The sequence below is a fragment of the Burkholderia sp. RF7-non_BP4 genome, assembly GCF_001521935.1.
Classification (GTDB): domain Bacteria; phylum Pseudomonadota; class Gammaproteobacteria; order Burkholderiales; family Burkholderiaceae; genus Burkholderia; species Burkholderia diffusa.
Genome location: NZ_LOTA01000059.1, coordinates 16,072 through 29,123 on the forward strand (window position 1 = coordinate 16,072; position 13,052 = coordinate 29,123).

At 57.7% G+C, this 13,052-nt stretch carries 13 protein-coding genes; all 13 read left to right on the top strand.

Features of this window, described 5'->3' with window-relative positions; translation table 11 throughout:
- Positions 1-4: 4 nt before the first annotated feature.
- On the top strand, positions 5-1,837 hold the full coding sequence (sctC, locus tag WS49_RS20940) for a type III secretion system outer membrane ring subunit SctC (protein ID WP_059532865.1): 1,833 nt from the start codon (positions 5-7) through the stop codon (positions 1,835-1,837).
- On the top strand, positions 1,837-2,967 hold the full coding sequence (sctW, locus tag WS49_RS20945) for a type III secretion system gatekeeper subunit SctW (RefSeq protein ID WP_059532868.1): 1,131 nt from the start codon (positions 1,837-1,839) through the stop codon (positions 2,965-2,967). The genes sctC and sctW overlap by 1 nt, the downstream gene beginning before the upstream one ends.
- A gap of 5 nt (positions 2,968-2,972) precedes the next feature.
- On the top strand, positions 2,973-5,048 hold the full coding sequence (locus tag WS49_RS20950; protein WP_059532904.1) for an EscV/YscV/HrcV family type III secretion system export apparatus protein: 2,076 nt from the start codon (positions 2,973-2,975) through the stop codon (positions 5,046-5,048).
- A gap of 15 nt (positions 5,049-5,063) precedes the next feature.
- Positions 5,064-5,471 carry a hypothetical protein gene (locus WS49_RS20955; RefSeq protein ID WP_059532871.1) on the top strand — a complete coding sequence of 136 codons (408 nt, stop codon included), beginning with the start codon at positions 5,064-5,066 and terminating at the stop codon, positions 5,469-5,471.
- Positions 5,472-5,478: 7 nt separating this feature from the next.
- Positions 5,479-6,771: a type III secretion system ATPase SctN gene (gene sctN / locus WS49_RS20960; protein WP_059532874.1), complete on the top strand. Its 1,293-nt coding sequence runs from the start codon at positions 5,479-5,481 to the stop codon at positions 6,769-6,771.
- Positions 6,758-7,219, top strand: coding sequence for a hypothetical protein (locus WS49_RS20965; RefSeq protein ID WP_156437312.1), 462 nt, complete (start codon positions 6,758-6,760; stop codon positions 7,217-7,219). The genes sctN and WS49_RS20965 overlap by 14 nt, the downstream gene beginning before the upstream one ends.
- A gap of 856 nt (positions 7,220-8,075) precedes the next feature.
- Positions 8,076-8,519 (top strand): SpaN/EivJ family type III secretion system needle length determinant, encoded by a 444-nt coding sequence (locus WS49_RS36640; RefSeq protein WP_441294168.1) that lies wholly within the window; start codon positions 8,076-8,078, stop codon positions 8,517-8,519.
- On the top strand, positions 8,516-9,463 hold the full coding sequence (gene sctQ / locus WS49_RS20975) for a type III secretion system cytoplasmic ring protein SctQ (protein WP_082722053.1): 948 nt from the start codon (positions 8,516-8,518) through the stop codon (positions 9,461-9,463). The genes WS49_RS36640 and sctQ overlap by 4 nt, the downstream gene beginning before the upstream one ends.
- 6 nt (positions 9,464-9,469) lie before the next feature.
- A complete protein-coding gene (locus WS49_RS20980; protein ID WP_059532886.1) occupies positions 9,470-10,153 on the top strand; it encodes an EscR/YscR/HrcR family type III secretion system export apparatus protein in 684 nt (227 codons plus the stop codon).
- A gap of 41 nt (positions 10,154-10,194) precedes the next feature.
- Positions 10,195-10,449, top strand: a complete 255-nt coding sequence (gene sctS, locus WS49_RS20985; protein ID WP_059532888.1) for a type III secretion system export apparatus subunit SctS — start codon at positions 10,195-10,197, stop codon at positions 10,447-10,449.
- A gap of 9 nt (positions 10,450-10,458) precedes the next feature.
- Positions 10,459-11,223: a type III secretion system export apparatus subunit SctT gene (gene sctT / locus WS49_RS20990; RefSeq protein WP_059532891.1), complete on the top strand. Its 765-nt coding sequence runs from the start codon at positions 10,459-10,461 to the stop codon at positions 11,221-11,223.
- 3 nt (positions 11,224-11,226) lie between these two features.
- The gene (locus WS49_RS20995) at positions 11,227-12,318 is read left to right on the top strand and encodes an EscU/YscU/HrcU family type III secretion system export apparatus switch protein (RefSeq protein ID WP_059532895.1); all 1,092 of its coding nucleotides are present in this window, start codon (positions 11,227-11,229) and stop codon (positions 12,316-12,318) included.
- Between the two features lie 131 nt (positions 12,319-12,449).
- A complete protein-coding gene (gene sicA, locus WS49_RS21000) occupies positions 12,450-12,965 on the top strand; it encodes a type III secretion system translocator chaperone SicA (protein ID WP_059532898.1) in 516 nt (171 codons plus the stop codon).
- Positions 12,966-13,052: the final 87 nt, after the last annotated feature.

Sequence of the window (13,052 nt, forward strand, 5' to 3'; positions counted from 1 at the left end):
ATGCATGAAGTATTTGAAAGCGGCGCCACGTATCGCCGCGCTGTTCGGATTGTGTTGCGTGATAGTGCGCGTGGCGTGCGCTGCGCCTTTGGCGATGCCCATGAAGCCCTCTGTCGATGCGCCCGTTTCTGCGTCGCAGGCGGCGTCCGTCAGCAGTGCTGCCGTTTGGGCGCCGGATGACGCTGGCGCGGCGAATGATCCGCACGAGGTGCGTGCAGACTCTTCTCCCGCGTTCATGGCCAATGATGCCAGTCTTGCTGCGCTGACCAACGCGATTGCGGCGCGGCTTAATCGCGCGGTCGTGCTGAGTGACCGGGTGCGGCACAAGCATGTTACGGGGCGGTTTGATTTGGTTCATCCACGCGCTGTGCTCAAACAGCTGTCCAATCAGATGGGGTTGCTGTCCTACGACGATGGCTCGTCGATTTACTTGTACGACGATGGCGAGATCAAGAATGCAGTGGTGTCGATGCAGCACGCCACGGTGCGCAATCTGCGCAATTTCGTTCGCGAGACGCATTTGCTGGATCCGTCGTTCCCAATTCGGGGTGACGATTCGGGCGGTACATTTTATGTAACCGGTGCACCCATCTATGTGAACCTGGTGACGGCGGCCGCCAAGTATTTGGACCAAATGCGTGGCAGTGTGCAGAGCGGCAGGCAGGTGGTCAAGGTCGTGACCCTGCACAACAGCTTTGTCGACGACCGCCGATATATGTTGCGTGATGAGCCTGTCGATATTCCGGGCATGGCGACGGTCCTGTCGCAGATCTTTAGTGGTCAACCGGCATCAAGCAATGGGGCTGGGACACCGGAAACCGACTCGACGCCGGGCAAAGCCACCCATGCTGATCGGCAGGATACCTCGCCGTTTTCGGTGGGCGACGCGTTGCCGGCGCCCGCAGCCGAGGCTTCCGCTTCACCTGTTGTTGCACCTCACTCGGGGGCATTTTCGGTGAGTGCGGAAACGGACGTGAGGGCCATTGCGTACCCTGATACCAACAGCATCGTGCTCACCGGTCCCATGGACAAGGTTCAGGATATGGAAAGCCTGATTCATTCACTGGATATTTCGAAACGCCAGATCGAATTGTCGTTATGGATCATTGATATCAAGAAGAGCTGCCTGGATCAACTGGGCGTGAATTGGCAGGGCACGTTCGGCTCGGACACGATTTCGGGAAATTTCAACGGAACCGACAATACGACTACGCTGAACGGTCCCAAATTCCTTGCGTCGATCATGGCGCTACACCAAAACGGTGACGCTACGATCGTGTCGCGCCCGATCCTGCTGACGCAAGAGAACATGCCCGCTGTCTTCGACAACAACCAGACGTTTTATGCCAAGCTGATCGGCGAGCGGGCTGTTTCGCTTGAGCATGTGACCTACGGCACGATGATCAACGTTTTGCCGCGATTGACAGCCAATGGTTCGCAAGTCGAGATGCAGGTCGATGTAGAGGATGGCAATGCAAATGGCGATGATGCGAACGGCGCGTCGCCACTGCCGCTCGTGAATCGCACCGAAATCGACACGGTAGCGCGCGTGCCGCGCGACATGAGTTTGCTAATTGGCGGCAATACGCGCGACGATGCGCGCCGTCACCACTATCGTATTCCCGGATTGGCCAGTATTCCTTATATCGGTGGCTTGTTTCGCTGGCATACCGAAAGCCATGACCAGATGGTGCGGGTTTTTCTGATCCAGCCCAAGGTGCTGGGCGCCGGCGCGACGTGGCGAAAGGGTCAGGCGTGGCAGTCGGGCGATATCGAGAATAACGCAGCGTTGCGCGCGACCGTGAATCTGTTGCGTCCGTATATGGAGGCGCACTAATGGCTGCCATTACGAATATTCCGGGTAACCGATTTTCGGGGCGGAGCTTGAGCGGGAGTGCGCGCCTCGACCGGGACCCGTCGCTCGACCAGGGGCCGGACGAGCAGGTCGAGCAGGTCGAGCTTGTGGCGGCACAGCTGGTGGAGGCGGAGGACGACGCGGCGGAATTGCTGGCGCAGTTCGGCCGGTTTCGATCGGTGGACCGGCGCACGCGACGCACCGACGATCTCGAACGAATGCTGGATCCCGAGGCCGGAGACAAGCTGGACGAGCTCGCGAACGCGCTGAAAGGCCAGACGGCGTCAAGTTCACGTGGCGTGGTGGCAGTGCTGCGAGAGGTGATGCAACGTTTTCCCGACGGCAGCGACGCGTTGCTAGCGCTGCGCGAGCTGAGGCGGCGGCGCAAGCTCGACGGCGAGCCAACCGAGGTGCTCGATGAAGCGATCGACGAGCTCATGCGAGGTAATGAGGCGCGTGCCATCAAGGCTGGCATCAACGTCGCGCTCAAGGCACGCGCATTCGCCACGCAGTTGCGATTGGACCCGCGACGTCTGCGCGAGCTGTACCGGCAGTTTCTCGAATTTGCAGAGGCGTATCGGGTCGTGTACGAAAGCTGGATCGAGGAATTCGGTATCGCACGTCGCAAGCGCATTCTCGAATATGTCGGTGCCGCCCTGAAATACGACATGCAGTCGCTAGATCCGAGTGGCGGGTGTGCGGCTGAGTTTGGTCCGCTGCTGACATCGATAGGGCACTTGCGTGCGCTGTCGTCGGCTGATGCGATTTTTCTCGGGCGTTTGCTGGATCCCGGGCCCGAATCAGTGCAACTGGTGTCGGAGGAGCTGGCAATCCACATGATGCTGACAGGCTTGCAGCGCCCCTATGACATGCAGTCGGTGCTTGCGGAGTCGTTGGGTTCGGTGTTGAGCGTACTTCCGGCGGAGCGGTGCTCGGAAGTGATGCAACGCGTTTCGCGTGCCTTTGCGACGATCCCATCGAGTTTGTACGACAGTATCGAGGAGCGGCATGCCGTACTCGATACGCTGCGCGATTGTATGACCGCACTTCATACCGAGGAAAGCAAGCAAAAGCGCCGCGCGACATTGTCCGTCTCGCGTACAGCGGATTGAAGAACATGAAGAATGTACTGACCCGTATTCAGTCACGACCGGAACTCATTATCGTGGCGTTGATGGTGCTGGTGATCGCGATGCTGATCGTGCCGCTGCCGGCGTATGTGCTCGATTTCCTGATCGGCTTCAACATCGTGCTGGCGCTGTTGGTCTTCATGGGATCGTTCTACATCGTGAACGTCCTGGAGTTTTCGACTTTTCCGTCGATCCTCTTGATTACGACACTGTTCCGACTGGCGCTGTCGATTAGTACCGCTCGTTTGATCCTGTTGCAGGCTGAGGGGGGGAAGATCATCACGACGTTCGGTCAGTTCGTGATTGGCGACAACCTGATGGTGGGTTTTGTTGTGTTCGCCATTGTGACGATCGTACAGTTCATCGTGATTACAAAAGGGGCCGAGCGTGTGGCCGAGGTCGCTGCGCGCTTTTCGCTCGACGGGATGCCCGGCAAGCAAATGAGTATCGATGCCGATCTCAAGGCCGGAATCATCGACAGTGAGGGTGTTAAGGAGCGTCGCCGCTCGCTTGAGCAGGAAAGCCAGCTATATGGTGCGTTCGATGGTGCGATGAAGTTCATCAAGGGCGATGCGATTGCCGGGATCGTGGTGATTTTCGTGAACCTGATTGGCGGGATTGCCGTGGGGATCATGCAACACGGGATGACGATGTCGCAGGCGCTGACCACCTATACCATCCTGACAATTGGAGATGGGCTGGTCGGCCAGATTCCGGCATTGCTGATTGCAATTGCAGCAGGCTTCGTGGTGACGCGCGTAGGCGGTTCCGGAAAAAACCTGGGGCAGGGCATTGTGGGGGAGCTCTTCACGAACCCGTTCGTCCTGTTGGTTACCGCAGTCATTGCACTGGCGATTGGTATCTTGCCGGGCTTTCCGTTCATCGTATTTTTGGTGATTGCGATTGGACTGGGGGCGGTGGTCTTGCGCAAGCGCATGGCGACGCGCGTCGCGGCTGGCGAACCGGCGCCGAAGGGGCTGGTGAGCAAAGTGGCGGCTGGCCTGAAGGGCGCGTCGGCTCATGGGGCGGCGCCGGAACTGAAGCCAAAGCTGGACGTTGATCGATTGATTCCAGAAACGGTCCAGTTGATGCTTGTGGCATCCGAACAGAATCGCGAATCGATGGAATCCCAGGATGTGATCGCCAAACTGCGTGAACGGGCGTTTATCGAAATGGGGGTTCGCCTGCCCGATATCCACGTGCAATACGCGCCTGACGTTGATGCGTGCAAGGTGATGCTCCTGATCAATGAAATTCGCGCCGCGACGTTTTCCATCGCATTTGACCGTCATCGTGTAATCGGATCGACTGCGATTCTGGACGGTTTGCAGATGAACCCGCTGCTGCTGCCGGATAACGCCGGCGGAGAGGCGTATTGGGTAAAGACAGAGCAGGTGCAGGGATTGCACCGGATGGATGTCCAGACACGTTCCGCGCTGGATGACCTGTATGGCCAGTTTTTGTCAGTAGTATTGCGCAACATAACGGAGTTCTTTGGAATCCAGGAGGCGAAGCGATTACTGGATGATATGGAAAAAAAATATCCCGAGCTGCTCAAGGAAAATTACCGTCATGTTTCAGTGCAGCGTATCTCTGAAGTATTTCAGCGTTTGCTGAAGGAACGCATTTCCGTGCGAAATATGAAACTGATTCTTGAGTCGCTGGCGCAATGGGGGCCGCGCGAAAAGGATCCTGTGATGCTGGTTGAGCATGTCCGGGGGGCGCTTGCGCGCTATATCACGAACCGTTTTGCCGTCAGTGATCGACTGAACGCCGTGGTCTTGTCCGCCGAGTTTGAAGAGCGAGTCAATAAGGGCGTGAGGCAAACCTCCAGTGGTTCATTTTTGAATCTGGAGCCCGCTCAAAGTGAAGCGTTATTGGATTTGCTGGAAACCGGACTGGGGGGGATCGGATATTCGCAATGTGATGTCGTTGTTTTAACTTCGATGGAGGTTCGGCGTTTCGTCAAGCGTTTGATCGAGAGCCGGTTCACCGAACTCGAAGTGCTGTCGTTCGGGGAAGTCGCTGACGGTGTCGAAGTCGACGTGTTGCGCACGGTATAAAGGAGGATATTCACCATGAATATCGATATGGTTAAGTTGGTACGTGACAGCATGGCATTGCTTGGCTGCTCAAATCTGGTTGATGAGAAACTGGATGGGCACTCGCCGATTCGGTTGAGTTTCAACTCGGTGCCGGATATGTATGTTCAATGCGAGGATGAGCACATCAGGATCTGGAGCAAGCTCGAATTCAGTGGTGATCTTCAGTTGTCGAACGCCGCGTCGGATTTGCTTGGGTACCTGATGCCACGCGTTTCGGCGCATTTTGTGGTGCATCGGCCGTTGTTGTCGTTGGTCGATGAGGAGTTGCTGCTTCATGGTCAGGTCGAGGACATGTGTGGGTACGATGTCGAGGCCTTTACCGAGGCGCTGCAGTCCTTTTATGAGGATCTGTGCGCTGTCAACGAGATTTTGACACGATAGGGCGCGCATGAGCATTCTGCAGTTGGCGCAGCGCCTCGCGCATCCGCGTCGCATTCAGGGGCCCATCATTGAGGCGCCGCTTGCGGATGTCGCGATCGGCGAACTGTGTCTGATTCGGGCGCACACTGAGGCGCGAGAGGCGGTAGGGCGGGCCCAGGTGGTGGGGCTCCGCGATGACGTGGCGGTACTGAGCACGCTTGGCACGACCACGGGTTTGTCGCGCCAGGCCGTGTTGGTGCCGACCGGTGCGCGATTGACGGTCGATATGTCCGTGGACATGCTCGGCAGCGTCGTGGACGCGACGGGCCAACATGTCGCTTCGTTGCGCGAAAACGCTCCGGTCGGTGGTGGCAGGCAGCGGATGGAGATCGACGCACCCCCGCCGGATTTCAGGCAACGGCGTGTGATCGACACCTGCATGCCGACCGGCATCCGGGCGATCGACGGGCTGCTGACCTGCGGGGTCGGGCAGCGGGTGGGAATCTTCGCTGCGGCAGGCTGTGGCAAGACGTCGCTGATGAATATGCTGATTGAGCACGCGGCCGCTGACGTGTATGTGGTCGCGCTGGTGGGGGAGCGCGGACGCGAAGTCTCGGAATTCGTCGAGCGCGTGCGGGCGTCATCGCGTCGTGACCGGACCATCGTCGTCTATGCGACCTCCGATCGTTCGTCGGTGGATCGCTGCAATGCAGCGTTGGTCGCGACTGCGATCGCCGAATATTTTCGGGATATGGGCATGAATGTGATGCTGTTCCTGGACTCCATGACACGTTACGCCCGGGCCTTGCGCGATGTTGCGCTTGCAGCGGGCGAACCGCCGGCGCGACGTGGCTATCCGGCGTCGGTATTTGAAACCATGCCCCGCCTGCTCGAACGGGCTGGGCGCACCGAGACAGGCAGTATTACCGGGTTTTATACCGTTCTCCTCGAAAACGAGGACGAGCCGGATCCGATCGGCGACGAGGTGCGATCGATTCTCGACGGGCATATTTATTTGAGTCGCAGCCTGGCAGGCCAGGGGCATTATCCTGCAATCGATATCCTGCAAAGCGCCAGCCGCTTGTTCGAGGACGTGACGACTTCGGATCATCACCGATTGTCGCGACAGTTTCGCAGTCACTTGGCGCGTCTGGACGAGATGCAGATTCTGGTCGACCTGGGTGAATATCGACCTGGAGAAAATCCCGACAACGACAGAGCCATGGCGAAGCGCGCGGAGCTCGATGCTTTTCTGCAGCAGCCGTTGAACGAACGGGCCGATTTTGGCCAGACACTGGAGCGGATGAGTGAAGCCGTCTAAGCGCATCGCTGCGTTGTCAAACGTGCTGGTGCATCGAGCAAGTGCTATCCAGGCTCAGCTGGCGCGTGAACGTCAGCATCTGGGCGCTATCGAGCACGAGATCGATACGCATACCAATGCGATTGCGCATTTGCGCGACGAGTTGGTTACCACGTTGACGCCGTCTGGTGTGGTGCGTCGCAATGCGTTGATGCGGATTCGCGGCCAGCAGGCGGTGGGACGTTTCCAGATCGCGTGCCATCAATTGGAGGTGACGGAGCTGGAGGCGAGTCGAAACGAGGCGAGAGAGGCGATCGCGAAAGCGCAGAGCGCCGCAACAGCACTGAGACGCAGGCAAAAAAAACACGAGAAGTGGATGTGTCGAATGCGGGCGCAGCGTCTGTTGCGGCAGGATCTTCAAATGGAATCGGAAACGATGGAAAGAGTGGGATATGACCACGATCGATAACGTGTCCCGGCCAGGTGCAACGGGAATGGATGAATCAGATCATCACGCATCTGACACGACGACGCTCAAGCAGCGATGCCAGAAGGCAATGGCTGACCGGCGCAATGTCGCGACGGACGGCGCAGAGCGGGAGGTTTACGCCGTGACTGACGATATGGGGCAGGCGCCGGATAAGGAGGATTTTTCCCGCCGCGCGACGCATCGCAAGTCCTCGGAACGTGAGCGCAAGCGTGAACGTGATCCTGGTAGCGGATGTGGCGTGATGTTGTGGGGGGCACCCGTGCCAGATCGTCAACTTTCGGCTCGCTTTGATGGTGCCGGGCGAGCGATTTCCCTGTCTGCCCAACAAGTGATGGCCGGAGGCCATGAGGCACGACTGGCAAACGTACGGCAGGGTCGTGAGGGCGGTCGGATGGACGGCGGTACGCGGCCCGTGCATGTGAGGGCTACTGGTCAGGAGCCGCCTCGCGCCCACGGCAACGGGGAAGTGAGTGCCGGCAGCCGCGTGGACAAGCGTGACGCACATCCGGCAAACGTGCGATCGGATCGCGAGGGCGGGCAAGCAGGCTTGCTTGCACAGTCCGCTCACGCGGGATCTGTTGAACTGGTGCAGCCGCGCGCTCACGGCGCGGGGCAAGGGAGCGTTGGCGGCCACGTGGAGACGCGCGAAGCGCCACTGGCAAGCGCACAGTCCGCTCATGCGGGATCTGTTGGGCCGGTGCCGCCGCGCGCCAACGATGCGGGGCAAGTAGGCGGCGGCAACCACACTAAGAAGCGCGAGGCGCTACCGACAAATGCGCGACAGGCCCAGCAGGGCGGGCTAGCGGACCTTCGTGCGTCGCCGGCCCGTGCCGGAATGCATGGAGATACGTCGCGTCATACTGACGGCTCGCCCACGATAAATGGATGGCATCCGCAAGGTGCGGTCAGCGGGAATGCCGGCCATGGACAGGATGTGTCCCAGGATTTCGCCAAGCCGCCGCGTGCAGAGTTGACGCGATGGACGCGTCTCGATTCGCCGGCTACCTCGACAGCGAGCTTTGTCCGGTCGACCACATCAACGGGTCGCACAATTCGCTATCAATTTAATTCCTGGACCGGGGAACCCGCAGTCGACGTCCGAACCGATGTTCCGGGACCGATGCAGAAGTTCACTGTGTCGACCTCGGACGAGACTGTGGCGAACGCACTGTCTCGATATCAGGATGGGCGGCCCGGCACGGTGGCGATTCAACGTGAGGGCGGAGGCCAAGAGAAGTCGCACCGACATCGGGCTCAGTGGACGCAGGACGACGAATGACGGATGCACGATTGAAACTCAGGCAAGTGGACACGCGGGTACCGCGATTGGTGCAGCATGTCGCAGGTTGGTCTGCCGGGCATGCGGCAACCGTTCAAACGATTTGTCTGCGACGAGGAATGGTTCGGATTGAAGCCATGGCGGCAGGGCAGCGCTATGTTGGTTGGGCCAATGCAGTCGAATTGGCACGGAATGCGTACCCGGCGTGGCGTGATGTCGCGTGGCAGGCGGTAGATGCGCGGCACTTGTGTGCGTTGATGAATGAAGATGACGCAATTCGTCGCGTATTGGTGGCACCTGCAGCTGGCTGGTGTGACGTGAAGTGTATGTGCGTTCTGGACGCAGATAGTCCTCCTGAGCCCGTCTTGCGGGTGGAGGCAAAGGGGCGCATTGCCGTCAGTTTCGTGGAGTTGCCAGCTCGACTGCCGGTCTGCGACAGCGCCGCGCGTGCGGCTCGTGTGCCGATCACGCTGCGTTATGCGTTGGGCCGGACGGAGGCGCCGTTGGTGACATTGCGACGCCTGCGTGTCGGTGATGCCATATTAATTCAGACGTGGGCTCCGGAGGTCAAGGCGAGTAGCCAGAGGATGTTCACGTTTTCGCTAGAAGGAAACACGATGATCTTGAATGACAAAAGCGACGGTGCGCAGGCAAGCGCGACGCCCGCCGGTGGGGAAGCCCGCCATGCGCGCGCAAGCGATGGGCGTCCGTTTGAAGTGGATGCACTGCCCGTCAAGCTTGAGTTTGTGCTCGAGCAGAACGAAACGACAGTCGCAGAGGTCGCCGCACTCCATGCTGGCATGGTGGTGCCGTTGGCGCCCGGTGCCGAGCGCGAGGTGACCATTTATGCCAATGGCCGCTACTTGGCTCGGGGTGAACTGATCCAGGTTGGTGAAAGGCTCGCGGTTGAGCTGCAATCGATCGAATTGGCTGAGCCGAAGTGAGGTGCAATGCTGAATCATGATGTACTGCTAATTGCGATCCTGTCGGCTGCGACCCTGTTGCCTTTTGTGATCGCGTCCGGAACGTGTTACGTCAAATTTTCCGTCGTGCTGGTGCTAGTGCGCAATGCGCTGGGGATCCAGCAGGTGCCGTCGAACTTGGCCCTGAACAGTATTGCGCTGATTTTGTCGCTGTTTGTGATGATGCCGGTTACCCATAGGGCTTATGAATATCTGCAGTCGCATCAGGTCAATGTCATGGACAGTCAATCGTTGAACGATTTCGTTGATGGCGGGCTGGGTGACTACAAGCGATACCTTGAGCGCTATGCGGATCCGGGGCTGGTCAAGTTCTTTGCACAGGCACAAACGGCAGGGGCTAACAATGCCGATGGGGATGCGGGCGCTGTCACGAACGAGGATGCGGGCGCCAACGCGCACTCGCTGATGGTATTGCTGCCGGCCTATGCGCTCAGCGAGATCAAAAGCGCCTTCAAGATAGGCTTCTATCTCTATGTGCCGTTTCTGGTGGTCGACCTGATTGTGTCCAATGTGCTGCTGGCTTTGGGCATGATGATGATGAGTCCGGTGACGATTTCCGTGCCGATCAAGTTGATTTTGTTTGTCGCGATGGACGGCTGGACGCTAATCTGCAAGGGCATGATCATGCAATACATGAATTTGATGAAGTAGCGATCACGCTTGCTAATCGCGGTTGATGACAGGACATAAAATTGGGTGAACTAAGTTATATCGGCAGCAAGGCCATTGTGCTTGTGATTCTGCTGTGCGCGGTGCCAGTGGCGGTGGCGACGATTGTTGGGTTGATTGTCGGCCTGTTTCAGACCGTCACGCAGATTCAGGACCAGACTCTGCCTTTCGGGATCAAGCTGCTTGCCGTATTTGGTTCGTTGCTGCTTCTGTCGAACTGGATCTCGGCCAAGTTGATCGCGTTTGCCATCGAGGCCGTGACAATCGGACTGAAGTAAGGGGGCGGTGTGTCGGATTACACGCTGTTTGCCCAATACTATCGCGAGCTCGGTTCACTGGCGATCGGCTATGCCCGCGTGGCGCCCGTTTTTTATCTGCTGCCATTCCTGAGCGACCGGACCGTGTCCAATGCGATCGTCAAGAACATGGCGATCTTCATGGTCGTGCTGGGTTTGTGGCCTGCCATGGCGCATCCACATCCGGGCACCTGGGGCGAATTGCTGGCGCTGATGATGCAGGAAGTAATGGTGGGTCTCGTGTTGGGGCTGACGCTGGCACTGCCTTTTTGGGTCGCCACTGCATTGGGCGAGCTGATCGATAATCAACGCGGCGCCACGATCAGCGATTCGCTGGATCCTGCAACGGGCATCGAAGCATCAGTGTTTTCGCCATTTGTGAGCCTCATGTATGCAGCGATCTTCCTTCAGCAAGGCGGGATGCTTGTGATCGTGCAGGCGATCGCCGACAGCTATCGACAAGTGGCGGTCGGAGGCGTTCTGCATGTCGATCTGCTGCGCTTTGGCACCTTACTGACTGATTCGGTGGCGAAGGGATTGGTGCTTTCCGCGCCCGTTGCGATCGTGATGTTCCTGTCGGACGTGCTGCTGGGGTTGTTTTCGCGCTTTTGCCCGCAGGTGAACGCATTTTCTTTGTCGCTGAGTATCAAGAGCGTGTTGGCGTTCGTGATTTTGCATTTCTATTTCGTGGATGCGGTGCCTTCGGCGCTCACGCGTGTGTTCGGACTCCATCCGTTCGCACAATTTTTCACTTGACGTATGGCTGAAAAGACTGAGAAACCCACTCCGAAGAAACTGCGCGATGCGGCGAAGAAGGGGCAAACCTTCAAGTCGAAGGATCTGACGACGCTGATTGAACTGGCGGTCGGGGCGGTGGCGACGGTGTGGCTCGTGGATGTCCGGAAGGTCATGGACGTTCTGAATGCATTGGCCGTGCAACGTGAACTTCCAACGCCGCATGCATTTTTGTCGGCATGCGTTCGGGAAGCGTTGTTCATCGTTGTGCCGCTGCTCATCGTGTGCGTGGTTGCGAGTGCCTTACCAAGCCTGATCATGAGTCGGTTTGCAGTGGCAACCGAAGCGATCAAGTTCGATTTGAGCGCGATTAACCCAATTAGCGGGTTCAAGAAGATATTTAGTCTGAAAACGCTAAAGGAATTGCTGAAGGCAATACTGTATCTGATCGTCACTGGTGTAACCATCAAACTGTTTGTGGCAGAGAAATCGCGCACCCTATTCCGTACCTTTGATCTGCCAACGATGGCAGTTGGGCATGTGTGGATGCGATTGACGCTGGAGTTGATCCTGCTTTTCCTCGCCTGTTCGGTGCCGGTGGTGGTCATAGACGCCGTGGCCGAATACCTGCTGTATTACAAAAATCTCAAGATGGACCGTCATGAGATCGAGCAGGAGCATAAGAATACCGAAGGGGACCCTGAGATCAAGGGACGTCGTCGCGAGGTCCACATTGAGCTTTTGTCTGAAGAGACGAAAGCGAATATTCGGCAGTCCGACGCGATGTTGGCCAATCCGACCCACATCGCGATCGGAATTTACATGAATACGGCCATCGCGCCGCTGCCGTTTGTGTCTGTGCGTGAAACCAACGCGCGGGCACTGGCCGCGTTACGTTACGCAGAGCAGGTGGGCGTGCCCGTGGTGCGGGATATTGCGCTGGCGCGTTCGATCTACCGCCACTCACGGCTGTATACGTTTGTGGATATCGAAGATCTTCGACAGGTATTCGAGGTATTGAAGTGGTTGAGGGAGGTGGAGCGCGCGAACCAGCCGGACGTGGTGCCGGACGACAGCGCAGACGAGCGTGTGCGTCCGGATGTCGCAGAGGATTGACAAATAGATTAATTGTATTTCGCATGATTTTTGAAAGTTGTTTCGTGGGGCGGAGCGTACAGTGAATCGTGTTGCATCGCCGCATCGAAACGCATTGATTGGCTAACAATTGACCGCTATGAGGATGTGGTATGGCCCAAAAAACGCGTGACTCCGATGTATTTGAATTGGAAGAGATGGCGCCGTCGATGTTTGAGGCAATTCAGGCTGGCGCGACCATCAAGGATATGCAGGGTATCTCCCAGGACTTGATGGATGGCATCTATGCCTATGCGTATCGATTCTATCAGCAGGGGCGTCTGGACGAGGCGGAGGTGTTCTTCCGGTTTCTGTATATCTACGATTTTTACAACGTGGACTATGCGATGGGACTGGCCGCCGTGTTTCAACTCAAGAAGAGCTACGCAAAAGCTATCGACCTTTATGCGCTGGCGTTCGCGTTGGCAAAGGACGATTATCGGCCGATGTTTCATGTAGGTCAGTGTCATTTGATGATGGGTCGGGCAGCGCTGGCGCGTCACAGCTTCGACGAAGTTGTGGTCAATTCGCAGGACGAGCGGCTCAAGGTCAAGGCGCAGGCTTATCTGGATGGGCTCAGCGCGGTAGATGGTGGGGTGCAACAAGACGAACCCACTCAACAATCATGAGGAAGTAGTACCTATGGCTTCTATTCAACAAAGTCTTCAGAACATCAATCGGTATCAGCGGCACGCTACGCTGCCGATGCTGCGTCA

What these genes read in the sequence shown, in the direction of transcription:
- sicA (WP_059532898.1), top strand. Translation starts at nt 12,450, where the DNA reads ATGGCCCAAAAAACGCGTGACTCCGATGTATTTGAATTGGAAGAGATG.
- WS49_RS20950 (WP_059532904.1), top strand. Translation starts at nt 2,973, where the DNA reads ATGAAGAATGTACTGACCCGTATTCAGTCACGACCGGAACTCATTATC.
- WS49_RS20955 (WP_059532871.1), top strand. Translation starts at nt 5,064, where the DNA reads ATGAATATCGATATGGTTAAGTTGGTACGTGACAGCATGGCATTGCTT.
- WS49_RS20980 (WP_059532886.1), top strand. Translation starts at nt 9,470, where the DNA reads ATGCTGAATCATGATGTACTGCTAATTGCGATCCTGTCGGCTGCGACC.
- sctC (WP_059532865.1), top strand. Translation starts at nt 5, where the DNA reads ATGAAGTATTTGAAAGCGGCGCCACGTATCGCCGCGCTGTTCGGATTG.
- sctN (WP_059532874.1), top strand. Translation starts at nt 5,479, where the DNA reads ATGAGCATTCTGCAGTTGGCGCAGCGCCTCGCGCATCCGCGTCGCATT.
- sctW (WP_059532868.1), top strand. Translation starts at nt 1,837, where the DNA reads ATGGCTGCCATTACGAATATTCCGGGTAACCGATTTTCGGGGCGGAGC.
- WS49_RS36640 (WP_441294168.1), top strand. Translation starts at nt 8,076, where the DNA reads ATGCATGGAGATACGTCGCGTCATACTGACGGCTCGCCCACGATAAAT.
- sctQ (WP_082722053.1), top strand. Translation starts at nt 8,516, where the DNA reads ATGACGGATGCACGATTGAAACTCAGGCAAGTGGACACGCGGGTACCG.
- WS49_RS20995 (WP_059532895.1), top strand. Translation starts at nt 11,227, where the DNA reads ATGGCTGAAAAGACTGAGAAACCCACTCCGAAGAAACTGCGCGATGCG.